The organism is Litoribacter populi (assembly GCF_007483685.1).
GTDB lineage: Bacteria > Bacteroidota > Bacteroidia > Cytophagales > Cyclobacteriaceae > Litoribacter > Litoribacter populi.
The window spans coordinates 2,122,490-2,148,783 of the sequence record NZ_VMKN01000001.1 but is presented as its reverse complement, the minus strand read 5'-3'; the positions used below and the strand labels follow the sequence as shown (position 1 = coordinate 2,148,783).

20 protein-coding genes are annotated in these 26,294 nt (G+C 41.1%); 15 read left to right on the top strand and 5 right to left on the bottom strand.

Annotated features, from left to right (window positions below; translation table 11 throughout):
- Positions 1-71 precede the first annotated feature (71 nt).
- The 3 genes from FPL27_RS09355 to FPL27_RS09345 all read right to left on the bottom strand — a co-directional run bounded on the left by FPL27_RS09355 (position 72) and on the right by FPL27_RS09345 (position 6,500).
- Positions 72-1,784 carry a RagB/SusD family nutrient uptake outer membrane protein gene (locus FPL27_RS09355; RefSeq protein WP_143960848.1) on the bottom strand — a complete coding sequence of 571 codons (1,713 nt, stop codon included), beginning with the start codon at positions 1,782-1,784 and terminating at the stop codon, positions 72-74.
- Between the two features lie 19 nt (positions 1,785-1,803).
- A complete protein-coding gene (locus tag FPL27_RS09350) occupies positions 1,804-5,058 on the bottom strand; it encodes a SusC/RagA family TonB-linked outer membrane protein (RefSeq protein ID WP_143960847.1) in 3,255 nt (1,084 codons plus the stop codon).
- A gap of 281 nt (positions 5,059-5,339) precedes the next feature.
- The gene (locus tag FPL27_RS09345; RefSeq protein WP_143960846.1) at positions 5,340-6,500 is read right to left on the bottom strand and encodes an acyltransferase family protein; all 1,161 of its coding nucleotides are present in this window, start codon (positions 6,498-6,500) and stop codon (positions 5,340-5,342) included.
- Between the two features lie 190 nt (positions 6,501-6,690).
- Here FPL27_RS09345 and FPL27_RS09340 point away from each other — a divergent pair, with 190 nt between their 5' ends.
- The 7 genes from FPL27_RS09340 (at position 6,691) to FPL27_RS09310 (ending at position 15,769) form a co-directional block, all read left to right on the top strand.
- Positions 6,691-7,323 carry a response regulator gene (locus tag FPL27_RS09340; RefSeq protein ID WP_143960845.1) on the top strand — a complete coding sequence of 211 codons (633 nt, stop codon included), beginning with the start codon at positions 6,691-6,693 and terminating at the stop codon, positions 7,321-7,323.
- 88 nt (positions 7,324-7,411) lie between these two features.
- Positions 7,412-8,266 (top strand): N-acetylglucosamine kinase, encoded by an 855-nt coding sequence (locus FPL27_RS09335; RefSeq protein WP_143960844.1) that lies wholly within the window; start codon positions 7,412-7,414, stop codon positions 8,264-8,266.
- A complete protein-coding gene (locus FPL27_RS09330) occupies positions 8,263-9,798 on the top strand; it encodes a glycoside hydrolase family 10 protein (protein WP_143960843.1) in 1,536 nt (511 codons plus the stop codon). The genes FPL27_RS09335 and FPL27_RS09330 overlap by 4 nt, the downstream gene beginning before the upstream one ends.
- Before the next feature lie 114 nt (positions 9,799-9,912).
- The gene (locus FPL27_RS09325; RefSeq protein ID WP_143960842.1) at positions 9,913-14,007 is read left to right on the top strand and encodes an AAA family ATPase; all 4,095 of its coding nucleotides are present in this window, start codon (positions 9,913-9,915) and stop codon (positions 14,005-14,007) included.
- An 88-nt stretch (positions 14,008-14,095) separates the two neighbouring features.
- Positions 14,096-14,521, top strand: a complete 426-nt coding sequence (locus FPL27_RS09320; RefSeq protein WP_143960841.1) for an SRPBCC family protein — start codon at positions 14,096-14,098, stop codon at positions 14,519-14,521.
- 11 nt (positions 14,522-14,532) lie between these two features.
- Positions 14,533-15,276: a hypothetical protein gene (locus tag FPL27_RS09315; RefSeq protein WP_143960840.1), complete on the top strand. Its 744-nt coding sequence runs from the start codon at positions 14,533-14,535 to the stop codon at positions 15,274-15,276.
- 79 nt (positions 15,277-15,355) lie between these two features.
- Complete coding sequence (locus tag FPL27_RS09310; RefSeq protein ID WP_143960839.1) at positions 15,356-15,769, top strand: YgaP family membrane protein; 414 nt, start codon at positions 15,356-15,358, stop codon at positions 15,767-15,769.
- A 46-nt stretch (positions 15,770-15,815) separates the two neighbouring features.
- Here the strand turns inward: FPL27_RS09310 and FPL27_RS09305 are convergent, their stop codons facing one another.
- Positions 15,816-16,553, bottom strand: a complete 738-nt coding sequence (locus FPL27_RS09305; RefSeq protein ID WP_143960838.1) for an MBL fold metallo-hydrolase — start codon at positions 16,551-16,553, stop codon at positions 15,816-15,818.
- Positions 16,554-16,716: 163 nt separating this feature from the next.
- Here FPL27_RS09305 and FPL27_RS09300 point away from each other — a divergent pair, with 163 nt between their 5' ends.
- Positions 16,717-17,643, top strand: a complete 927-nt coding sequence (locus FPL27_RS09300) for a YihY/virulence factor BrkB family protein (RefSeq protein ID WP_143960837.1) — start codon at positions 16,717-16,719, stop codon at positions 17,641-17,643.
- 42 nt (positions 17,644-17,685) lie between these two features.
- On the opposite strand, the gene FPL27_RS09295 is transcribed toward FPL27_RS09300, so the two are convergent.
- The gene (locus FPL27_RS09295; protein WP_143960836.1) at positions 17,686-18,261 is read right to left on the bottom strand and encodes a nuclear transport factor 2 family protein; all 576 of its coding nucleotides are present in this window, start codon (positions 18,259-18,261) and stop codon (positions 17,686-17,688) included.
- A gap of 208 nt (positions 18,262-18,469) precedes the next feature.
- Here FPL27_RS09295 and FPL27_RS09290 point away from each other — a divergent pair, with 208 nt between their 5' ends.
- From FPL27_RS09290 to FPL27_RS09260, 7 genes are all read left to right on the top strand, one after another.
- Positions 18,470-18,712 (top strand): hypothetical protein, encoded by a 243-nt coding sequence (locus FPL27_RS09290; protein WP_143960835.1) that lies wholly within the window; start codon positions 18,470-18,472, stop codon positions 18,710-18,712.
- Between the two features lie 50 nt (positions 18,713-18,762).
- Complete coding sequence (locus tag FPL27_RS09285; protein WP_143960834.1) at positions 18,763-19,233, top strand: DUF302 domain-containing protein; 471 nt, start codon at positions 18,763-18,765, stop codon at positions 19,231-19,233.
- A 134-nt stretch (positions 19,234-19,367) separates the two neighbouring features.
- Positions 19,368-20,411 carry a hypothetical protein gene (locus tag FPL27_RS09280; protein WP_143960833.1) on the top strand — a complete coding sequence of 348 codons (1,044 nt, stop codon included), beginning with the start codon at positions 19,368-19,370 and terminating at the stop codon, positions 20,409-20,411.
- Between the two features lie 187 nt (positions 20,412-20,598).
- Positions 20,599-22,149, top strand: a complete 1,551-nt coding sequence (locus tag FPL27_RS09275) for a M20/M25/M40 family metallo-hydrolase (RefSeq protein ID WP_143960832.1) — start codon at positions 20,599-20,601, stop codon at positions 22,147-22,149.
- Positions 22,150-22,268: 119 nt separating this feature from the next.
- Positions 22,269-23,180, top strand: a complete 912-nt coding sequence (locus FPL27_RS09270) for a DUF5996 family protein (RefSeq protein ID WP_143960831.1) — start codon at positions 22,269-22,271, stop codon at positions 23,178-23,180.
- Positions 23,181-23,224: 44 nt separating this feature from the next.
- Entirely contained in the window at positions 23,225-24,973 is a 1,749-nt protein-coding gene (locus FPL27_RS09265) for an alpha-amylase family glycosyl hydrolase (RefSeq protein WP_185974333.1), read from the top strand.
- Positions 24,974-25,055: 82 nt separating this feature from the next.
- Complete coding sequence (locus FPL27_RS09260) at positions 25,056-26,270, top strand: PQQ-dependent sugar dehydrogenase (RefSeq protein ID WP_143960829.1); 1,215 nt, start codon at positions 25,056-25,058, stop codon at positions 26,268-26,270.
- Positions 26,271-26,294 lie beyond the last annotated feature (24 nt).

Sequence of the window (26,294 nt, the reverse complement as noted above, 5' to 3'; positions counted from 1 at the left end):
TTGGGTGGAAGAGGCAAACAAAAGGCCCTTCACAACGAAGGGCCTTTTGGTATTAATTGAAGTGATTGAAATTACCAACCTGGATTTTGCTCCAGCGTCACCCCATTTTCCCTGTAAAGGGCAATCTGATCGATTGGAATAGGATCAAGATAAACTCTTGGGTTGTTGAATACTCGCTGAGCAGCCTCAACTGGAGCAGGAATAATATAACCTTCATCCCCTTCAGAAAGAACTACACTGCTTTGAAGTCCTGGAAAATCAGATTCACGGATCCAAGCACCTCTGTTGATCGTTGGGTTTTCTCTAGTATCCGTGTATTCCATTTTCTTCCATCTTCTCAAATCGTTCAGACGGAATCCTTCCATCATCAATTCGATTCTTCTTTCTCTTCTGATTTCCCAAATCAATGGAGAAACAGATTGGTCTTGGTTTGGATCCTGATAAGTCACTCCATTAACGGAGAACTGCTCACCAGCTAGCTGAACAGCCGGCATATCTACTCCTGGTCTTGCTCTTAGCACGTTGATGGTTTTATCGATATCCTCTTGTGTAATACCAGCGCCACCCAATACGCCAAGTTCAGCTGCAGCTTCCACATAATTCATCAAAACCTCTCCATAACGGATTACAGGGGCATCGATTATATTAAGGTTGGAGCTACCTTCGGGAGTATTTCTTATGCTTTCATTCAAAAACTTGTGAGTAGAAATACCGGAAGTACTGTATTCTGGGATGATACCATTTACTCTATACTCATCAGTTACGAAAGTTTCGTACATTCTACCGTCACGGTTGGAAAGGTACTCCTCACGAGTTCTGTCTCCCTGATAGTTAGGAGAAAGAGAAATCGGAAGACCATCTACCATTAAATAGGAATCGATGGCATTTTTAGACACCCCAGTCTGGGGCTCAAAGTTATTGTAGCTCATCAATGAATGTGACAACATTCCAGGCTCGTAGTGTCTATAAAGGATAACCTCAGGGTTTCCAGCAAGATTTAATGAAGTAAAAGTCTCACGGTAGTTACCCAAGGAATAACGTCCTGAAGCTATCACTTGGTCAGCAGCCCATTTGGCAGCTTCGAAATATTCAGAAGCTTTAGCATTGTTGCCGTCGTGGTATTTCTGCCAAGAACCTTCAAAAAGCATGGCTCTAGACATAAAGGCCAAAACCACATCTTTATTTACAGTCAACCCAGATACGCCATCACTCACTCTTACATGCTCAGCTGCAAATTGGAAATCTTCCAACACTCTGTCCATCACATAAGCTCTAGGATCTCTCGGTCTGTAGATCTGCGCCTGATCCTGTTCATCCACTTCTTCACCTATCCAAGGTACATCTCCAAATTGGTTGACCATATTGGAATACTCCATGGCCCGAAAGAACCTTGCAACACCTACCCAATGGTTGATAGCAGCCTCTTCCATCGGTAAAGTCTGAATTCTGTCGATGAAGATATTAGCCTTTCTTACCCAGTTAAAGTTGTAATAGGTAGTAGTTGAGGCCGTCACGGGGTTTAAGCGGTACTGAGGGGGGGTAGTAGGTGAAAAATCATCATTCAAGCTTTGGCCTGAAAAGTAACTTCCCCAAGTCCAACCTGTACCATATCCTGTGAAGTATTTGGAATAAAAACCCCAGGCAAAAGTCCTGACATTTTCTTCTGTAGTCCAATATGTTTCATCTGTCAACTGATCGATTGGTGGCTTTTCGAGAAAATCCTCTGCACAGCCCCCAACCGCCACCATGGCAGTGAGTAAACATCCGATTATTTTATTTTTCATTATGCTAAAATTTTAAATCTTAAAGTGTGAACTGGAAACCTGCTGAATAGCTTCTTCTATAAGGGTAAACTCTACCGAAAGAAGCTGGATCATCTAATCCCGCCTGAGTGTAATCGGTCTCCGGATCAATTGGAAGATCCAAGTTTGTAAACTCAAATAGGTTTTCACCAGAGATGTAAACCCTCACCCTGTCAATTTTTATCCTTTGAGTCAATTCAGTTGGAAGTGTATAACCAAGGGTTATGTTCTTCATTCTCAAATATGACATATCAAGAAGGTATTGCGTCTGAGGCAGGAAGTTTCTTGCATTTGCAGACTGTCCTTGGTCAGTAGGCCTTGGATAGAAGGCATTCGGGTTTTCAGGCGTCCAATAATCCAACTGGTGCGCATACCAAGCCTCTCCTGGACGGAATCCTGGAACGGCCAAAGGTCCACTGGCCCAGAAATCTCTTTTCCCTACACCTTGAAGGAAGAAGTTGAAATCAAAACCTTTGAAATCACCACCTACTCGCAAACCATACTGATACCTAGGTGTAGAGTTACCAATTATTCTCCTATCACCTGGATCATCTACAGTACCATCACCAGGAGTAATGGAACCATCACCGTTAAGGTCTCTGTATTTCACATCCCCAGGTCCGTAGAAGAACCAGCCACTTTCATAGAAAGACTGATCAGGAATCCCGTCTCTCATGATGTACCGGCCATCCTCCAATACAAACTCACCGTTTGCATCCTGCACAAAATCATTAGCAGTGAACAATCTGTCGGTTTCGTAACCCCAAATCTCCCCCAATACTTTTCCAGGTCTGTCTTGATCGATACCTCTGTTATCAGCGAATTCAGTGATTCTTTCTTGGAAGTCAGAAAGCATTAGCGTGGTGTTCAATCTGAAGCCGTTGTTGAAAGCGTGGCTATAATCTACGGCCAACTCCCAACCTCTAGTCTGCAATTCACCCCAGTTTTGCTTGGTAGGCGTGGTACCGAAGGTTGTTGGCACTACCAAACCGGCACTGTGCATGTCGCTGGTGGTTCTTTCGTACCAGTTGAAGCTCACGCCGAACTTGTCTCTCCAGAATCTGGCATCAAACCCGATGTCCAAAGTACTGATGGTTTCCCAGGTCAAGTTGGTAGGTAGTGCACCTGGAGTGGCCGTAGTGATCATGTTTTCATTTCCAATCATCCAATTTGAAGTGGATGAACCCATGATTCTATAAATGTCTCCTAGGAAAGCATTTTGGTTACCAATTGAACCATAAGAGCCCCTAAGTTTCAAGAAGGTCAAAACTGGTGCGAGTGGCTGCATGAAATCCTCTTCTGTAACTACCCAACCCGCCGACATGGATGGGAAAAATGCCCATCTGTCAGTTGGAGAAAGTCTGGACGAGCCATCATATCTACCGTTAAGTTCAAAAAGGTATTTTTCTTTGTAGTTATAGTTGAAACGGCTAAAGAAACCCAAAGTAGCCCAAGCATTTCTATCACCATCCACAAACATATCGCCCGTTGCAAGAGAAATTTCTCCTCTATTCGGATCCATCAAATTTCTTCTCTGAGACCAGTGCGACCAGAATTCAAAAGATTCCATATCCGAACCTGCCATCACCTTGAAGTTATGGTCATTGTTGATGTCAAATTCATAGGTGGCAATTGCTCTACCAACATGTCTCTTGGACCATTCGGAATCATACTGCACTCTATTGTAGGCAGGGCTACTATATGGTTCATAAATCAGGTTAGCACCTGTTGCCCAGAAATTATAGGCAGAAAGCACACCCCCAGTTTGGTGCAGGTTGGTGTTGTTATTCGAATAGGTATAATCCAAATTAATGGAAAGTCCTCTTAGTGGTCTCAAGGTAGTACCCAAGTTGATACGGGACATGGTCTCGTTTTCTTGGTTCATGTGAGCCTGCTCTACTTCAGAAATGGAATTTCTGAAAGGTCTCCCCTCATAGGTACCGTAAGGGTACACAGACTGCCATCTAAAGATGTAATACCAAGGGTCATAGGTCTCGGAGGAGAAGTAGAAAGGTCTTGTAAAATTACTTTCTGTATAAAGTACTTTGGCTCTTACATCCATCCAATCGGTTACCGCTGTATTTACAGAAAAGTTAAGGTTGTAACGGTTATACTCATCAGGATTGACTTTCAACTGGCCACTTTGGCCCAAATAACCGGCACTTAAGAAATAGCTTGTTTTTTCAGTTCCTCCAGATACAGAGATATCGTGCTTCTGCTGAGGGGTGTATTGTCTTAGGAATAGATCTGCTGGGTCCCAAGAGCGGTAGAAGAACAGACGGCCGTCACGGATTTCAAAATCACGTCCCATCACCATTTCCATTCCTAAATCCTGTCCGCCATAATTGGCTTCCCACTCACGCATTTTTTGGATCCCCTCTTGGTCAAAGAACATCCCCACTGCGCCAAAAACGTTGGTTGAAGGGTTGGTTCTCTGCAAAGCACGGAAAGCCATTTCAGCGCCATCAGCACCAGGAGCGATTACCGGAGTAGTGGTAGGCGTGCTATAAGCAATGTTATTGGAATAGGTGATTTTTGGCTTGCCACCTTTCACACCTGATTTGGTAGTGATCAAAATCACGCCCCAAGCAGCACGCGAACCGTAAATGGAAGATGCGGCAGCATCCTTCAATACGGAGATGCTTTCGATATCCTCTGGGTTAATGAGCTGAAGGCTTTCAATCTCCACGTTATCCACTAGGATCAAAGGCTGGGCACCGTCGGTGTTACTCAAGGTTCCCGTCATCCCTCTTAATCGGATATTTGGATTCTGGCCAATCTGCCCACTTGGCGTGGTGATGGTAAGGCCGGGGGTAGTACCCTGAAGCCCTCTACCCACATCGGTAATTGGTCTACTTTGAAGCACTTCGGTATCTACGGTCTGTACAGCACCGGTCACCAAGCTTCTTTTCTGAGTACCGTAACCAACAATTACCACCTCATCCAGGGTGTTGGTGTCAGTTCCAAGTTCTACATTAATAACCGATTGGTTACCTACTTGCTTTTCTTGGGTTAGCATCCCGATAAAGCTAAAGCGAAGCACGGCATTTTCATCCACCTCAATGGAATACCGGCCGTCGATATCGGTGGAGGTGCCTGTGGAGGTGCCTTTGACCATTACGCTTACACCTGGCAACGATTCACCGTCATCTGCCGATGTAACTACCCCGGTCACGGTCCTCGTCTGCGCTAAGGCAGAAAAGTGCAACAGGAGAAAACATAAAGACCAGATGGAGGCCTGTAAAAGTTTTTTCATGTGTTTAATTAATTAAGGGTTTTGATAATAGTGTTTTTTAGTTAGTTCAATAGGTACCAAAACCTTCCACCTCCTTCACAAACAGCAGGTTAAAAAGCTAAGGTTACTTTATAGGTTTTTTGTTGGGTAAATTTTTGGATTTTTCACTTCCCATCCATCCCTGAAAACAGGGATATTGGCAAATCACTGATTTAAAACTCAGATGTAAAAGAGAGAAAAAATATGGCTGGAGAATAAGGGACGTTTTGATTGAATAAAGCCTTAACTAGCTTTAATAGTACTTAAACCTTAATAAAAATTTTATTCTTTTCCATGAAATAGCCCACTACCCACAGGGTAAGCATAAAGGAAATGGCAAACAGCAAAGAGGCTGTTTTATCCACATTCCAGCTTAAAAAAGCATTTTGATAAATCCATCTGGAAAGGGGCACCCCTCCCACCCTAATGATGGAAAGTGTCTTAATCAGGACTCCTGACAGGATAAAAAGAATTAAAGGATTTTTGCCGAAGACTTCGAAAAAATAGGTCCACTTCGATATTTGCATTTTCTCTATGAGGAAAATTAATCCCGATAAAACTATCAAACTCCAGCCGGCACTGTATACGACGAAGCTACTTGTCCAAATGGGTTTATTGATAGGAAACCAAACATCCCAAAGCAAACCGAGCAACACGCACAGTGCCCCGGCAAGTCGTAGCATTCTGGTTTTGCGAAGCAGGCCAGTTTCCTTTTGGATAAATAGTCCTGCCCAAAATCCAGCAAGTACATTTACTACTGCTGGTAAAGTGCTAAATAAACCTTCAGGGTCAAAAGGTAAACCAAAGCCTTTGTATAAGTTTGCAGCTGGTATTATTAAAGCATCAAATTTTAATGTAAAATTTCCCTTAAGGCTATACGGATCAGCAGCGTCTCCATAAAAGAACATTACTGCCCAATAAGAAAGAAGAATCCCAGCGCCTACCCAATAAGTAGTTTTAATTTTACAGAAGTGTATAATAAAGCCTGCAAATAAATAACATAAAGCAATTCTTTGCAACACCCCCATTATTCTAACAGCTGAAAAATCTTTGACCAAAATTTGTCCCTCACCATCTCGATAGATGAAAGGAAATAGGGTAAGCAATAGACCAAAAAGAAAAATCAAGCCTGCTCTTTTAAACAGCTTACTTAAAACTTCAGTACGTTCACTTTCTTTGAATTTACGCAATCCAAAGCTCATGGCATTTCCAACCACAAACAGAAACGATGGAAAAACCCAATCTGTCGGTGTGAACCCATGCCAGGGAGCATGTTTAAATGGTGCATAGATATGCCCCCAGCTGCCAGGAGTATTCACCACAATCATAAGACATACTGTCAAACCTCTCAATACATCAAGGGAAAGATAACGCTGCCCCTTGGCAGATAATAGTGGTTTGGATATAATGGTGGGTGCCTTCATTGCTGGGTACTTATTTTTAAAGCCCCAATATTAGGCAAAATAACGAGCGATGAAAAAGATTTTTTATTTATTTGATTAATGGCAATTCCATTGACAAAATTTTAAGTTAAGTTCAGTTTTGAAAAACAATCAGTTTCCCTAGTCAATAAAGGCTGGTATATTGCAGTTATAATTATTAAAGCCCACAATAATGATTAAAGTATTGGTTGCCGATGATCATCAAATGTTTATAGATGGTATAAAATCCATGTTGGAAGCATCGGAAAAAATTGAAGTTGTAGCAGAGGCCATGAATGGGAAGCAGGTTTTGACCCTTTGCGAAAACCAAGAGGTGGATTTGGTTATCATGGATATTAGTATGCCGGAGCTTGATGGTTTGGAAACCAGCAAGCAACTATTAAAAATTCAACCAGAAATAAAAATTCTGGGGCTTTCCATGCATAATGACCGTAACTTCATTTCCGACATGCTCAAAACTGGAGCTCATGGGTATATTCTCAAGAACACGGGCAAGCAAAATTTAATCACTGCCATAGAGTCCATTTATGCCGGAGAGACATTTTTAGGCGAGGAGGTTCAGCAGACCTTGCTCAACAGTTTTATGAAAAAAAGCAAAAGTCTTCAAGTCGAAAAACTATCCAGCAGAGAACAGGAAGTACTCGAAAGCATCGCTACCGGACTTACCACACAGGAGATAGCCGACCTACTATTTATTAGCAAAAACACCGTGGAAACCCATCGAAAAAACTTACTTTTTAAGCTAAAGGCCAAAAACACAGCAGAGTTAGTAAACAATGCCTACAAAGAGCGGCTAATTCAGTGATTATGGTAAATCCCTATTTTCAGGGATGCAGGAAAAACCAATTACCTACATATTTGTGGGCAACAGTTTTTCTTTTTAACCAATAAGCATGTTATTAATCGCTGACAGTGGCTCTTCTAAGACCAATTGGAAATATATCAACGGAAATGGGGAGGTTTTGGAGTCCATCAAAACGATCGGCCTTAATCCATATTTTCTCTCAGAAGACAAAATCACAGAACTAATCCATGAACAGATTGCTCCTAAGATAGATAGCATAAGGTCTGTACATTTCTATGGGGCTGGTTGCGGTACGCCTCAAAAGCAAGAGGTTGTCAAACAAGCAATTAAGAATGGCTTGTCCGTGTATGATGTGAAGGTCAATGGTGATATCTTGGGTGCGGCCAGAGCCTTGTTTCATGACTCTGCAGGAATCGCCTGCGTAATCGGGACGGGCACCAACAGCTGCCTTTACAACGGCGAAGAAATCACCCAGACAGTACCATCTCTTGGCTACATGCTGGGAGATTTTGGTAGTGGAGCGGTAATGGGCAAGGAGTTTTTAGCATTGCTGTTCCAAAAGAGACTTCCGAAGATGGTCGAAAACAGCTTTCATGAAGACTTTACTTTAAGCACATCTCAGATACTTGACAAAGTTTACAACAAGCCGTTGGCCAATCGATATTTAGCAAGCTTTGTTCCTTTTCTACGAAAGCATGCTGAAACACCGGAATTGAGAAAGATGATTAAGCTTGGGTTTTCTCAATTTATGGATTATTACATCCGCCCCTATCGCTCCAATTCAGAAATCACAATTGGTGTGGTAGGATCAGTTGGATTTTATTTTCAGGAATTTTTACTGGAGGTGGCCGCTGATAAAGGGATAAAAATCAGAACCATCATGGCCGACCCTATGGACGGTCTAATCCAATACCATTGTTCCCACCAATATAAATCGAAATGATAAAAAACCTTCTTGTCGCCATATTTCTACTTATTTCCACGAATTTGATTGCTCAAAACCAGCCAAAGAGAGAATTGAGAGCTGTATGGATAGCAACAGTAGAAAACATTGACTGGCCTTCAACGCGCAACATCAGCGCTCAAGAGCAACAAGAGGAGTATGTTAAGATGCTGGACCATTTTCAGGAGTTGGGTATGAATGCCATCATCATGCAGGTGAGGCCTACGGCTGATACATTTTATCCTTCCTCCTACGAACCTTGGTCTGCATACCTAACAGGTTCACAGGGCCGTTTGCCGAACACCTATTATAATCCATTGACATTTTTAATCCAGGAGGCGAAAAAAAGAGGCCTAGAGTTTCACGCATGGTTTAACCCATACCGGGCGAGTAATTCGAAAGATTTTATTCCAAATGAAAATCACCCCCTGATATCTAATCCAGATTGGTTTGTCCATTATGGGGGCAAGTGGTATTATGACCCAGGGATTCCTGAGGCTAGGGAATTTGTATTTAATTCTATCATCGAAACGGTTAAGCACTATGACCTAGATGCAGTGCATTTTGACGATTATTTTTATCCATACAAGGTTCCCAATGAGGATTTTCCTGACTCTTTAAGCTACAAGGTTCATGGCCAAGATTTTGACCATATTGATGACTGGAGAAGACAAAATGTCGACACTTTCGTAGAGGAACTTGCCGAAAGAATTAAGCAAGAAAAACCGTTTGTGAAATTCGGAATCAGCCCATTTGGAGTTTGGAGAAACAAGGATATGGACGAAATGGGCTCGGACACCAAAGCTGGTGTGACAAATTATGATGACTTGTATGCTGATGTGCTTAAATGGCTTAGAGAGGGCTGGATTGATTACATCACTCCTCAGCTTTATTGGCAGATTGGCTTTGAGAGAGCTGAATATAAAACCTTGGTGGATTGGTGGGCCGACCACACTTATGGAAAACACCTATATATCGGCCAAGGCGTATATAGACTGGGACAAGACGGCTGGAAAGATCCTAAGGAAGTTCAAAATCAAATTGCCTATAACCGCGACAATGCCAACGTAAATGGCAGCATGTATTTCAGTGCAAAAACCTTCATGAATGACCAAGGCGCTTTGAATGAAAAGATGAGGGAAGTTTACCCACACAAAGCTTTGGTCCCGACCATGCCTTGGATAGAATCAGATGATCCAGCTGCTCCAATTTTGGATGAAATAGAGGGCTCACAAGGTGGGGGAATTACTTTAACCTGGAGGGATGGTTTGCCATATAATAACTCCTATTATGTCGTATATAGAGCGGAAGGCTCAGAAGAACAGTTGGATCTAGAAAACTCTGCCAACATCATTGCAATCGTGCAACGCTCTGCTTACAGTAATCAGCAATGGACGGATCACACTGCCGATAGAAGGACTAACTACACATATCAAGTTAGTACATTTGACAGGCTTCACAATGAAAGTGAGCCAAGCAACGCGGTGCAAATAAGAACTCGAGGAAGAAGGGGGAATATTAGAATACGTTGATTTTAGAATAACAATAAAGAGTTTTTGGTTTAGTTGGATTGTGGTTGTAATTAGGGGAGACTTTGTAGTTTCCCCTTATTCTTATTTTATTTGCTCCAACCAACCATATTCTTTATGGCTATTTCCCAAACCTCCCCCACCATTCATAATACAGATCCAAATTGGAATAAGCTTAAAGCTGCCTTCAGTAAACTGGATTCCAAAACGGACCACCCCCTGCATATAGGCATCTTGGTTTCTGGATTAGCAGGAACCGGCAAAAGCCATTTGATTCAATCATTCCTCACGGAATATTATTCTCTATATCCCTTACTTCAAACTCAACATAAAAAACAGCAGAGGTACATCCCTTACTCAGATTTTAAGGATGCCATAGGAGGATTTATTGGGCAATTGTATCAGGATCAGTCTTCCGAAACCTTTTATACTTTTTCGCAGGCACTGAAGGAATATTTTGGTAAGGATTTTCCCATTATTTTGGATTATATCCCTGAGCTTAATTTATTGGCTGGTCAGCACAGTACCGAAGTAGACAAAACTGCCCCTTCGATAGAAAACCAACTTTACCCTCTTATTTTAAGGCTATTTCAGTTTTTGAGGCGTTTTTTTGAAAAACCCATTCTTCTTTTCACTGATGACCTGCAGTGGATGAGTGAAGCTGAATTGAACTTACTCAAATACCTCCTTACCCATTTACAAAAGGACTCTCTCATTTGGGTTGGGGCATTTAGGCCTTCTCAAGGTAAGGAATCTCCTATCCCCCATCTCATAGATAGTCTCGGTTTTGAAAATAGATTAATTGAGCAAATTAGTATTGAAAATCTTAACAAAGCTCAAAGTACCCTCTTTATTGAGAAGCAGCTTGATGGAACTTGCTGTCCAAAAGTGGTAGAATTATGCCATAAACTTAGTCAAGGGAAACTATTGCATTTGCAGTTAATACTGGAGGACCTCAAGAGTCGAAACCTGATATGGAAATCAGATAGCAGATGGTCTGGAAATACAGAAGCGATACAGCTTCTATTCAAAAACCAACATGTGGAAAACTTCCACCAGATTAAGTTGAAAAATCTAAGCTCAGAAGCACTTGAGTTGGTTTATAAGATGGTTTGTGTAGGCTCAATCCCCAAAAAATTATTGGGAGAATGGTATGGGGGAAATGAAAAGCTTCTGGAGAAGCTTTTGCAGGAGGGGTTTGAACAAGGGATATTTTCTCAAAAGGGGCAAGATATCCATATTCGTGACACTCATTTGGGGGAGTTGATTTACAAAAGCATCCCAGAAAAGGAAAAGGATATTTACCATTTCAGCTTTGCAGAACTTCTTTATAAAACGGAGGAAAACATATCTAATCCGCAGTTATTTATCATTGCGGCCACTCATACCAACTTGGTCATTTCCTATCTAAGAAGAAGTGGAAAACTTGAATTTGGTGCCATTCTGAATTATAAGGCTGGGATGATGTCCAAGCGAGAAAAGGCTTTTAGCCAATCAAAATCATTTTTTAAAATCAGCGGTAACTTGCTCAAAGAATGTGATTGGGAAAAAGTGTCAGACCAAATCTATCAGGTTTACATGGAAAGGGCCAAGGTGGAATATTATCTTGGAGATTTTGATTTGGCTGAGGTCCATTTGGATTTTCTATTAGAGAAATTCAAGGATATGGAAAAAAGGACGCCTGTTTACCGTCTGAAGATTGTCATCAACAATCATTTTGGGAAATACCGTAAAGTCCTGCAGATATTAAAACAAAGTCTCACTGAGCTGGGACTGATTTTGCCTCCAAAAAAAGCATGGAAAAATGAGGTCAAACTCTTAGCTGAGAAACAGGAGAAAGGGGTAGACTTTGGAAATGACCTACCTGCGATAAACAATCAATATATAACCGATTTGCTAAATGTTGGTGGCATGGCTCTCCACCATACTTCAGACCTGCTAATGAATTGGGCAGCCCTACAAATAATTTTACGCTCAGAATGGTCAGAAAATCAATCCATTAAGGCTATTGGCTTTGTCTCTTATGCCAGACTGAAAATTAATACCGGGGATTATAAAAAAGGATTGGAGCTTGGGAAAAAAGGAATGATTTTCAACCTTAAAAACCATGATCATCAATATCGTTGTAGGGTTTTTGGAGTTTATGGTTTTTATATTTTGCCATGGAAAGAGAGTTTTTCGAAAAGTAATGAAATACTCAATGAGGGAATTGAGGCAGGAAGGCTGACAGGGGACCTGATTGGACTGTACATTCTGAAGACCCATTTGTTTAACCTTCATTTTATTTCCGGGAGGCCTTTGGAAAACCTTCTTCAGATAAAATTTGAAGAAACCCCTCCCCGCATGGAGTTGACTTATTACATCACCCAATATCAGCAACATTTAGTTAATTACTTGTTAAGGCGAACTTCTACTTTTTTGCTACCACTGCAGCAACCTTCCTATTTGGCGGCGGTTTTGACAATACAAGAGGAAACCTTTTATAGAAATTATGTTCTTTCTATCTACTATTTCTTGGGTGGCCATTACGAAATAGCCAAGCAAACAGCACTGAAAGCTCAGGAGAACAGCACTTTGCAGGAGGGATCCCCCCTGCTTTCAGCCAATCTGTTCTTACTTGCACTATCCATTTCCCAAAACCATTCTAGCAATAATAGCCTTGCAGATTATAACAAATTTGAAGAAATCTTGGCTCAATTTGAGACTTGGGCAACACTTAACCCATCCAATTTTCTTGCCCAGCTATTACTTTTAAAAGCAGAAAGCTGTGTGACTTCTCAGAATTTTGTAGAGTCAGAATCCTTCTATAGAAATGCATTTCAGGAAGCTCCTCAGGACAATTATTTTCTACAGGGACTAATCAAGGAGTTGTATGCAAAATCAAGGCTGACGAATAATGAAAATTTGGAAGATGCTCGAGAGTTATTGATTGAATCCAAAAAACTATACGCCGAATGGGGAGCACTTTCCAAGGTTGACCAATTAGAGCTCCAATATGATTGTATCTTATCCTCTTCGACTATTTATAGTCTAGACCATTTGGATATTGAAACCATACAAAAAGAATTAAGTGGGGATTTAAACATCAAGTCTTTAGTTCAAAAATTGATGGTGTTGATGCTCAGATTTACAGGGAGTTCAGGAGTTGGCATATATTTGTCAGAAAATGGTGGGAATTTAACTCGGGTAGGTAAGTCATTCTCCTACCCTCAAGCACCTATTTCCAAGGAGAAATTTCCAAAGTCATTAATTCTAATGGCGCATAAAACTATGTCTCCATTAATCATCGGGGACACTGAGTCAGGTACTGCCCAACATGTACCAGAATTGACTAAAAGGAAGGTTAAGTCTTTTGCCATTCTTCCAATTTCCATCTCGGGGGCATTGTCAATGGTAATATTTTTGGAAAACACCCTCGCCTATGATTGGTACAATCAAAAGCTTATAAAATGGGCCAAAATGATTGCCAATCAGGGTTTGATCATCATAGAAAACGCTCTTATCCACGAAAACACAATTAAGCTAAACCAGGAATTGCGCCGAGAAATGGAGGAAAAACAGCAGCTAGCAGAGCTCATCCAAAGGCAAAAAGACGAACACCTTAAGGCCATGGTAGAATCCCTTGACTCAGAAAGAGGCAGAATTGCTGGCGATTTGCATGACAGCATTGGTTCTTTGCTTTCCAGTGTGAAATTCAGATTTGGCGACGTACAAGAAAACCTAGAATTGATGGATAACCCCGGATTCAACAGTGCCATTAGTATGCTAGACATAGCCATTGAGGAAGTACGGAAAATAGCCCATGAGATGTCACCGGTCGGTTTAAAGAGATTTGGTCTGAACGCGGCGCTTGAAAGCTTCATCTCCAACCTGAGGACTTCCCAACAACTTAACATTAATTTTCAAATGTTGGGATTCGATAAAAGACTTCCCGAACAATTGGAACTCATTCTTTACCGGGTATGCCAGGAACTAGTCCAAAACGTATTGAAACATGCCGGTGCGAGTGAGTTGGGTATACAGTTAATCCACCACAAAAAATCAATCAATCTTACCGTGGAGGATAATGGTAAAGGTATGGACACTTCCAACATACTCCATGGCTTTGGTTTTCTGACTATTCAAGCCAAAATCAAGCTGTTAAAAGGTGAGTTTAATATTGAGAGCGGGAAGGGTAAAGGTACTTTGGTATGGGTTGACGTTCCGCTTTAAAAATGCAAATTAGCTTTCTTTAACGGTGGGATTTCGGAAATACGGGCGATTTTGGCTAATTTGAGCATACTTTTCAAACCCACATCTTATGAGTATTGTCAAAGAGCATTTGAAAATCCAGGCACCCGTATCTACTGTTTGGGAGGTATTACTGGATCCAAGTTTGATTCCCCAATGGGCAGCACCTTTTGGGGAAGGCATATGGATTGAGGCGGACTGGAAGAAAGGCGGCTTAGTGGCTTGGAAAGATAAGTCGGGGAAAATAATCGCAAGTGGGATCGTAATGGCCATTGATCGTAACCGTCTTGTGGAGATTGGCTTTTTCGATGAACCTCAAGCCCATCCCAATTCGACACTTGGAAGCTACCGGGAACAATATTTATTGGATTCTACTGAAAACAAAACCCTTTTATCCATTTCAGCGGGCCCTGTGCCCTCCGAATCCCTAAAAGAATTTACAGCCACTTGGAAAAAAGCCTTAGAAATTATTAAAACAATATCCGAAAAACGATAACCCATTCTGACATGTCCTATTCCTTTAGGATACTAATTTACCTTTTTGTATTCCTTATCTGTGGCTCTGCGGCTTTTGGGCAAGCATTGACAGGTAATGTTATTGATGTGCTTGACAATTACAATTTGAAGGATGTCAAAGTGGAAAATTTAAGAACTTCGGAATCCTTTATTTCAAATGACCGTGGGTATTTTAGAATAGGTGCTTCCATAGGAGACTCCTTGTTATTTACCAAGGAGGGCTACGTACCACATTATTGGGAAGTAACAGAAATGGAACATCAATTGATTCCGTTGACTTTTGATGCTGTGGGATTGCCTCCAGCGTACGTGTTTGGCCAACGTCCTTCCCTTTATATTCCAGGGATATCAAAGGACTTGGATCCGAACCGTAAGCCGGCAGGACCAGGAAGAGTCTACGGTGGACACAGCGGCAGTGCTACGGAAATGACCCCTGGTTTTACTGTGGATGGTCCGATTTCCTATTTTACCAAAAGGGAGAGGAATAAGCGGCAATACAGAAGAGCCATGGAAAAACAATCGCGGCAAGCTCCCTACTTAGAAATCATCAAATCCGATTCTGTGATGCAAGTACTAAAAAGCAAGTATCAGCTCAATGACAAGGAGCTCGATAGCTTGATCATTGAATTCAACCTACATCACATTGAGCATGAATTTCTTGACCTTGATCACGAGGATGTTTCCAGTTTATTACATGCCTTTTTTGAACGCTATTATTATTTCGGAAGAAAATAAAAGTCTAAAGCAACTTTGACAAGGGCATTGATTTTGAGGGATTATTGAAGAACTTTTTTCAAATCAAACCACAAACAACATGTTAAGCAGTTCATATTTGACTAATGACAGGGTTAGAAACGTTTCAGACCCAGAAATCAACGAAGAGATAGACAACGATATTGAGGAAAATGTCCGGTTTTATTCCATCCAAAACCCCATTACGATTCGCAGAAGAATCAAAGATTTGGATGAAGAATGGGATGTTGAAAGGGTTCTGCAGCTGAATGCATCCACCTTGGCCTTTACTGGGGTAGCGCTTGGAGCTTTGAGCAGCAAGAAATGGTTACTGCTATCAGCCATAGTTACAGGATTTTTGGCTCAGCACGCAATTCAGGGCTGGTGTCCGCCACTAGTGGTTCTTAGGAAACTGAAGATCCGGACGCGAAAGGAAATCGATATGGAAAAATATGCACTCCTTCAGGCACTTGAAAAAAGAGAAGCGAACAAATGATATTAAACCCCGTATTCTAACGGGGTTTTCTACTTTTCATACCAGATTAATTTTTGGGGAAATTAATTACCATTCCATCCTCCGCCATTTCAAATTCAACAGATTCTGCATTATCCAGCATCTCTTCACCCATATGGGTAAGCATCAGTCTTTTGCAAGTAAGCTTTTTGGTTTTCAAAGTGGAATAGGAAATGTGATTTGGCCCCCCATCTAAATAAAAGTTGCATTCGCAAATGAAAAGGTCAGCCCTGTCAGAGAGGGCATACAACTCATCTGTCCATTCGGTATCTCCTGAATAAGCAATCACCCTATCCCCCACCGTCACTCTAAGACCATGCGGTAAGGTCTCTTGGGAATGAACTACCGGGAAACTCTCGATCTTGATTTTCTCCAAATCTAATGTTTGGTGGGACCCGAAAAATACGTACCTAATATCCAGTTCTGAAAGAGTACTAGATCCAGGGTAATATAATTCAACCGCTTGTTTTACTTTTTCATCCATCCCGACCGGGCATACTATGCAGATGGGCTTTTTCCGCTTGTTTTTCTTTTCCTCCAACAAGAAAAAAACCAGCCCACCAAAGTGGTCCCCATGCATATGGGAAATAACAATCATATCAATATCCCCAGTCGGGATCTGATACTTCTTCAATGCCAAAAGTGTAGTAGCTCCACAGTCAATCAAAAAGTTAATTTCCGGGGAAGAAACATAAAATGATGTATTGGACCTTCCCCCACTGCAAAATGCATCTCCACATCCTAAAATTCTCAAACTTACTTCCATGATGTCAAGGTGATTAATGTAACAGGGAGTAATACAAATAGCATTCTAAATTTCGTTTCTTTTACTTTTTATTCTGATTTTTATACAATTTTTTTAAAATATAATTAAACCAAGCTTTTTTATTTCAGTTATCCCCTTAAGCAAACTTTTAAAAAAACCACTTATGCCTAAACTTTCTGAACTCAAATTCAAATATATCAAAGAGGTTTTTCTACAGACTGCCAAGCGTTGGAATGATGCGGATCCGTTTAGACAAAGTGCTATCATCGCATTTTACGCCATATTTTCCCTTCCTTCCCTATTGGTAATAATCATCGCTATTGCTGGATATTTCTTCGGAGAAGAAGCCGTATCGGGCAATCTGCAAAATGAAATTTCTGAAATGATTGGATCGGATTCGGCTGAAATGGTCGAGGACTTGGTAGCCAATGCCACCCTTGCTGACAGCGGCACCTGGGGCGTGATCATGGGTGTTGCCCTTTTGATTTTTGGTGCTACCACCGTCTTTTTCCAATTGCAAAAAAGCCTTAACCGAATATGGGGAGTATTACCCAAACCAAATCAAGCCATTAAAAAAATGCTGGTTGACAGGCTTTTTTCATTTGGGCTGGTATTAGTGATAGCCTTTCTGCTGCTTATTTCCTTAGTATTGACATCGGTCATGGCCGTGCTTGGGGATTGGTTGATGTCTTGGTGGCCTTCATACCTCTATGTTTTATTTTATATTTTTAATTTCATTGTTTCTTTATCGGTGATAGCAACTCTTTTTGCCATGATGTACAAGCTTTTGCCCGATGCTATCATCAGGTGGCAATCTGTATGGGTCGGGGCTTTTCTTACAGCCTTCCTTTTTGAGATCGGCAAGTTTGCCCTTGGCTTATACTTTGGCTTTGCCGAACCTGAGTCAGTTTACGGAGCGGCTGGTTCCATCATTTTGGTAATGATGTGGATTTCCTACGTGTGTATGATTGTTTTCTTCGGAGCAGAATTTACCCGCAACTGGGCAGTGAAATTTGGTCATGGCATCAAACCAAAAAAACATGCTATACTCGTGGAAGACAATTTGCAAGACCCATATTACATCGAATAGAAAAATAATTAAAAAATGGAGCCGTTATAAGCTCCATTTTTTTTACCAATCATCGTCATCATTCCGATCCATATTTTCATAATCAGGATCTTCCTCATCAGGAATGGCCATAGCGTGGTATTGTTTCATAAATGCAATTTTGCCATCCTTGTTAATTCTCCAAACTTCATGAATGGGACTTATTACTTTCTCCCCATCTGAATTAATGAAGGAATCCTCACCCCAGATAGCAACCCAATCCTCATCTTTGTCCACACTCTTCAGACTGACATAAGAAATAATTTTGCTTTGGTAATTGTCAAGCGTTTCCCTATGTTGCTTGGTCACCTGCATTAACTTTTCAAGTCCAGATACCCTCGTGCCGTCAGGAAACTCCATTGTAACATCGTCTGCAAAATATTCGACATTTCTTTCGAGCATATTTTCCTCATAATCCTTCCAAACTTCCAACACTTTGAAAGAATGCCTATCATCCCCCAATTTAAATTTGGATGAATACTCAGCCTCGTAAGGCATTTCCATTTTTTTGGTGATCTTTTTCATTCTTTCGGGACCTTGCGCAAAGGAAACCCCAATCACCAAAACAAATACAACCACTAACGATAAACATTTTTTCATAACATTATTTGTTTATATAAGTGAATAACAAAACAAATTTACACAATTATTAAACATAAACGTTATCACATTTTATATTGATTTAGGTATATTTAATCCGAAAAACCATCTTAATCCTCCCTATTATCCACGAAAAAACAAACCATAACAGATCTCAGTAGTTCTATTATTGAATTCAAATGTTATACATTTTAAAATATATTTAATTATGTCAGATCAGAAAAATTCGCCCTCTCCACAGGGGAAATCAAACCCTTCAGATCCTGGACAACAGGACAAGGCGGCAATCAAAAAAGGGAAAACTGAAGAAGAGATCCAAAAAGAGAAGGAATTGAAGAAAAAGCATTTGGAAGAAGATGGTTCGATTCCCCCTCATTTGGAAAAAGGTACTAATCGAAACCCCGACAAACCAAATATCCATAAGCCTCCATACGGAGGCGGTACAAAATAATGTCCAACCCTTAACCTGGTCTATACCAGGTTATTTTTATATATTTATATATGAAAATTTTTCACACATTTTTACTCGGTTTGATGCTAACCAGTATAGCTTCCAATGGTCAAAGTAATTTGAAAAGCTATCAGAGCCAATATGGTTTTGATGAAACTATCCAGCTTATCAAATCATCTCTCGATGAAAGGGACATAGAGGTTATGCAAGTCATAGACCACGACGATAATGCAGAAGGAGCAGGAATGGAGCTTGAAAAAACAAAAGTAATCGTTTTTGGCAACCCCCAAGTTGGTACAAAATTAATGCAAGCAGATCCCGATATTGCCATAGAGCTTCCCTTGCGGCTACTTATCATAGAACGGAATGGAAATGTAACTGTTAAATACACCGACCCCACGCTTTGGAAAGAGAAGTATAACCTTGAGGATCAAGTTGAAACTTTGGAAAATATGACAGAATTGCTCAATAATATTGGTAGAATAGTAGAGGGTGGAGATAAGAGGACGTCAATTCTTTAGCTTTTCTATAGATTTTAGGCTAATTTTGGACATTCGTACGTCCAAGAATGCATTCCATATTTAAAGGAATACCCAACCTTATTATAATAATGCATTTCTATTCGCATTCTGGAATTTTATCTTAAAACACCCTTATGGATACTGTGGAAAACACCGCTGAAAATCAATTAATCAAACCTTTGAAATGTCTTTTTTATCTGCCCAAAGCAGCAAAGATCAAACTTCCTGCTTCCACCGACAAGGTAGAGACTTTCCAACTCTCCTATGATTCGACTGTGGATGATGAAACACTGAATTTTAAATTTCTAATGCCTGCTGTGGAAGAGGCCAAGACTGAGGGTTATGATGTGATTTTGGGGTTTGACAGCTCAATGCACAGAATAATTATTGGCTATAAAAATGCAGAAGGCCGATTTCAGGCTTTCAACGCACATCAACAAGCCGCACTCATCAGTGATCATTTGATCCAACAGGTAATCTGGGACCGTCCATTTGGCGAATCTGGCATGATGATTATCAAGTCTGTGATCCTTTCCGACCAGCTCGACGGCATTGCAACTAAAAATGGAGTCCCTGTAAAAACCACTCACTCCGGGCTTGAAAACCTTTTAAATGGAGTTAAGGCTAATATTGATTCGGTGGAGCAAATTATTGCCATTGATGACCGGAACACCGTTCTTTTAACCCCCGAGGTTGACAAAAATCCTGAGGCTATTTTGGAAATGTGGATGAACTTGCTCAGTGATATGGCTGAAAAGGATAAAACTGTTCTTGACAGACACATTGATTTGCAGGTTAAATACAGGCTTTATCTGGAAAAAACATTCCAAATCAGCCGTGAAACAAGCATCAAAAAGATCTTTGACAAATTCAGGACAAAGCCTCCTGTAGATGATTTGGCCGATGAATTAGTCCTACTTTCCGATTATAAGAAACAGACTTTTCATAACAAGCTAACGGGAAGAAAAGGCACACTTGAACTTGAAGCCAAAAACATGGTTCAGATTGAGTATTCTAGCGGCCTCAAACTTACCGTAGAGCTTGAAGAAGGTGAAAATCAAATGTCAATCCACCTGAGTAAGTATACTAACTTTTCCTTCAAACCAAAATATGCCGAGATTAGAAAAGGGCTTCACGACAGCCTTCTTAAGACAGTAGTAATATTGGGGAAAATGTAAATAAGTAGAAAATGGCGACCAAATGGGTCGCCTTTTTCTATTTAAGGTTTATACCGATTATAAGGTGATTTTTACGTTTATAAGATAATTTTTATTTGGGCCGGAAAATTATTCCTATTTTAGGCCTGTGCCAAGTAATGGCCACACACAGTCAACACATTCATATTTTAGATTTAAATATTTTGTTATGCGCAAAAGTTCGTTTTTGGTGCTTTTTCTAGTTGCATTTGGGTTTACCGCTCAAGCTCAAGAAAAAGACCAGGTAATTGAAAACATGATCAAAGAAGCTAAGGAGAATTCCCAGCTCAAAAAATTAGCCTATGAAGTTACTGACTTAATTGGTCCTCGCCTAGTAGGTACTCCCCAGATGCAACATGCTCATGATTGGGCAGTTGACACTTATGGTGAATGGGGTATCGAAGCCGAAAATGAGAAATGGGGAGTATGGAAAGGTTGGGAAAGAGGTGTTTCTCACATTGATCTAGTTGAACCGAGAGTGACTTCTTTGGAAGGAATGCAGTTGGCTTGGAGTCCTTCTACTGACGGGCCAGTTACAGCCGAGGTGGTTATCGTACCAGATCTTGAGGACTCAGTGGCCTTCCAAAACTGGTTAGCCAATGATGTTAAAGGCAAATTTGTTATGATTTCCATGATGCAGCCTTCAGGTCGTCCTGAGTACAACTGGAAAGAATTTGCAACTGAGGAGTCGCTTGAGAAAATGAGGAAGGACAGACAGGAAGCTGGGCAATCCTGGGCTGATAGAATTGAGAAGACTGGTTACAACAACCGTACACTTCCGGCAGCTTTGGAAGAAGCAGGTGCAGCTGGTGTGGTAGCTTCATACTGGTCTCAGGGATTTGGTGTGCAAAAAATCTTTGGAGCCACTACTAAAAATATCCCAATGGTGGATATCGCCTTAGAAGACTATGGTATGCTATACAGAATGGTGGAGAATGATGCTAAGCCAAAGCTTAGAATCAATGCGGAATCCAAAGATCTTGGAGAAATGCCAACATTCAACACCGTAGCTACAATCAAAGGAACTGAGAAGCCTGAGGAGTATATAATTCTTTCAGCTCATTTTGACTCATGGGATGGTGGAACAGGTGCTACTGACAATGCTACTGGTACTATTGTAATGATGGAAGCCATGAGAATTTTGAAGAAAATGTATCCTAACCCAAAAAGAACCATCATTGCAGGACACTGGGGAAGTGAAGAGCAAGGTTTAAACGGTTCCAGGGCATTTGTAGAAGACCACCCAGAGATAGTCGAAAACATTCAGGCAGTATTCAACCAGGATAACGGAACCGGTAGAGTGGTTAACATTTCCGGTCAAGGTTTCCTTCATTCTTATGAATTCATCAATAGATGGTTGGAACCAGTGCCACAGGATGTGCGCAAACATATCGAGACTACTTTTCCTGGCAGCCCAGCTGGAGGTGGATCTGATTACGCTTCGTTCCTAGCTGTAGGCGCTCCAGGCTTTTCCCTAAGCTCACTTAACTGGTCTTACTTCAATTATACCTGGCACACCAACCGTGACACGTATGATAAGATTGTATTTGATGATGTTGAAAACAACGTGATTCTTACCGCTATCCTTACTTATATGGCCAGCGAAGATGATCAAAGCTTCAACAGAGAGAAAAGCATCCTACCTGTAAATCCAAGATCAGGAAGACAAATGACTTGGCCTAATCAGCGAAACGCAACTAGAAGAGGAATGTTAGATTAATCCTGCAATCGCACTTTGAAAAAGCCCGACCAAAATATGGTCGGGCTTTTTTTATTTTTACTCATAACTCAAAAGGCATTTTGATAGTTAACCAGAAACACTATCACCTAAAAAACAAAATGTCAGAAAAGTCCACCCAAAAACTACCCTCGCTCCCTTTAGAAGAATGGGAAAAAAGTAAAATTACCCTACACTTATTTTTACAAATTGTCGGCAAAGTGAAACTTGCCTTGATGCCGCCCAAAAACCATTGGTGGAACATAACCTTTAGAGTTTCCTCCAAAGGTTTGACCACCGGTCCCATTCCCTTTCAAAATGGCCAAGGAAACTTTACCATTGAATTTGATCTCCTAAAGCATGTAATTCAAATAAATACCTCAACTGGAGGGGTTAGAAAGTTTGAAATAATGTATGGCTTAACCGTGTCCAAATTTTACTCACTTCTTTTAGATCAACTACTGCAACTCAACATTTCGGTAAAAATCAAAAACCCATCTCCATATGATATGGGAATAGAGGGCACCTTTTCGAGCTTAACTAGGCATTACCATTATGATCCGAATTATGTTCAAAAGTATTACAAAGTGTTGTTGTGGGTAGATAATATTTTTAAAGCATTCGAGTGTGAGTACAAAGGTAAGTCTTCTCCTGTCCAATTGTTTTGGCATCACATGGATCTGGTGGTAACTAGATTTTCTGGCAAAAAAGCTGACAACAGTGGGATGTCAACCACTTCGGATAAAGAAGCCTATTCCCACGAAAATATCTCCTTTGGCTTTTGGGCCGGAGATGAAAAACAAAGAGAACCCGCATTTTATTCTTATACTTGGCCAAATCCGGAAGGCTTGGAAACAAACCCTTTGAGCCCTAATGAGGCTAAATGGATAGACAACAACGGCAGCCCCATGGCTTTGCTTCATTATCATGACCTGATAAACAAGGATAATCCTAGTCAGGAATTGAAACAATTCTTGAATAGTGCCTACTCTGCTGGAATAAAATCAGCAGGTTGGGATACCACATCTTTTTAAATCAACATACATTTTCAATTTTCCCAATGGAAAACAGTTACCCTATGGGAGCTTGCCTGCATCAGAACGGCTGCTATTTCAAGTTATGGGCTCCCCATGCCCAATCGGTTCATATAATTGGTGATTTTAACAACTGGGAAGCCAATAATCCTTTACAAATGGATGAGTATGGCATTTGGCAAGGCAACATAATCAAAGGAAAAGAGGGCCAGGAATATCGTTACCTTCTCAAAAAAGGCAAAGAGGAATTTTCTAGACTGGACCCCTATTCCACAGAGGTGACCAACTCTATGGGAAACAGCATCATTTGTCATTCCTTGCCACCAATTGACCCATTTGACCCACCACCATTGCATCAAGCGGTCATTTATGAACTACATGTGGGGACCTTCAGTAAAAGCACAAAGTCAGGACCTGGGACTTTTATGGATGTCATTGCTAAACTTGACTATTTGAAAGAGTTGGGAATCAATATCATCAAGGTGATGCCTGTACACGAGTTTGCTGGAAGTTTTAGCTGGGGATATAATCCCTCCCATCTTTTCGCAGTGGAGACGAGTTATGGAGGTAGGCTACAGTTTCGCAAAATGATAGAGGAATCGCACAACCGAGGAATTGCTGTGATCTTGGATGTGGTGTACAACCACTGGGGCCCAACGGACCTTGACCTTTGGAGATTTGACGGTTGGTATGAAGGTGAAGGTGGTGGAATTTTTTTCTACAACGATGATCGCGGGGAAACACCTTGGGGACATACCCGCCCAGATTATGGAAGGGAAGAAGTGAGGAAATTCATTTTTGATAATGTGATGTTTTGGATCAATGAAATTGGTGTGGATGGGTTAAGATGGGATGGAACGGCGCTAATCAGAAATTGTAAAGGTGAGGAACACCTCAAGGACCAAGACTTGGCTGATGGTTGGTCACTTATGAAATGGGCCAATGAGGAAAGCCGAAAAGTGAAACCGAAGGTAATTCTAATTGCCGAGGATGTGAGAGGAAACGGTACTCTTACCCTTAAAACCGAGGATGGGGGTGCCGGATTTGATGCACAGTGGAACTCCACCTTTGTGGAACATATCAAACCATCCTTGGTCGATGATGACCAATGGCACCTCGAAAAAATTATAGAAGCATTGGAATTTCGCTACAATCATAATGCATTTGATAGGATAGTTTTTTCCGAATCCCATGACGCTGTGGCCATTGAAGACCAAAGATTGCCTGAAGAAGCCTCCCCAGGAGAGGCTGACTCTTGGATTGCTAAGAAAAAATCCGCTCTAGGGGCCGTCTTGACCTTCACAGCACCTGGCATTCCTATGGTTTTCCAAGGACAGGAATTTCTCAAAGCAGGAGCCTTTAATGAAAAGGATTTCTTGAACTGGGTCAAATTGGAGGAAAGAAAAGGAATTTATAAACTTTTCCAGGACCTCATTTCTTTACGACTCAATAAAGAAAACGAAACTCTTGGACTTAGCGGACAACACATCGAAATATTACATGCAGATGCTGAAACTCGCGTCATTGCCTATAAGCGATGGGCGGATGAAGCTATAGAAAACCCTGTGCTTATAATCATAAATTTCAATGGAAAAACCCATGAAGAGTACATTTTACCATTGCCTCAGGAAGGTAAATGGGTAACCATCTTCAATAGCGACAGCCAAATCTATGATCAAGCATTTGGAAATGCAGGTCCTACGGAATTGATTGCCCATCAAGAAGAGGAGCAAAAGTATTCAGCGAAATTGATGATACCTGCCTATTCGGCAATCATACTCAGGAAGGATTGAACCCAACCCAAACAATATTTTAAACTCAATGTTAATTTTAGGAAAGACTGCATTTTTATCAACCATTTAAACCACTGACAATATGAATTCATTTTCAAAATTATGCCTGCTCTCAGGAGCTGGTCTTCTTTTGGGCCAGCCTTTAATAGCTCAAAGTGTGACTGAGGAGGTAATCGAGGAAAGTATTGAGACCGAAGAAACCAATATCAAGATTACCAAGGTTGTTGACGGGTTGGAAAATGCCTGGGGAATTGATTGGCTTCCGGATGGGAGAATGCTCATCACTGAAAGACCGGGGCGTTTTCTTATCATGGATGGAGATAACATTCATCGATTAAGAAATCTTCCAGAAATTGACCTTTTCGAGGATGACAAAACTCCCGATGAAGGGGGAAATCAGGGTGGACTATTGGATGTTGCCGTTCATCCTGACTATCAAAATAATGGGTGGATCTATTTCACTTACTCCAGTCCTGGGGACGATGACTCAAATTTTAGCGGTGATGAAGATTACGCTACAGGTACAGCCCTAGCCAGAGCAAAACTAAATGATGAGGGAACTGATTTCAGTGAGTATGAAGTCGTGTATGCTCAGACGCCAAGAACAGAGCCTGGTAGACACTATGGATCGAGGATTATTTTCCCTGGCGATGGAACTGTTCTATTTTCCATTGGAGACCGTGGCATTCGATATCCTTCCCAAGACTTGACTGATCCCGCGGGCTCTATTATCCGATTAAAAGAAGATGGAGGGGCAGCTGAGGACAACCCCTTTGTAAACAAGGAACCAGGCAATTTACGACCTGAAATCTTCAGTTTTGGTCATAGAAATAACCAGGGTATGGTGATCCATCCAAATACCGGTGAAATCTGGGCTTCCGATCATGGCCCAAATGGGGGCGACCTGCTTTATAAAGTAGAAAAAGGCAAAAACTATGGCTGGCCACAAGTATCCTTTGGAACCGAATATGATACGGATGAAAAAATAGGTATCGGCCGAGAAGCCCCTGGTGTTGAAAAGCCTGCGCATATATGGGAAGACAATATGGCCCCTTCAGGATTGACCTTTTATACCGGCAATTTCCAAGCATGGAATGGAAACCTATTTTCTGGTTCTTTGAAACAAAAAGCAATTTATAGACTAGTTATTGAAAATGGAGAAGTCACCCACGATGAAAAAATGTTGGAGGACAAAATCGGTAGGATCAGAGCGGTGAAACAGGGGCCGGATGGCAATCTTTATATCCTCACAGACGAGGAAGAAAGTGGCGTATATAAACTTGAAATAGTAGATTAATTAAAAAGCCGGGGAAACCCGGCT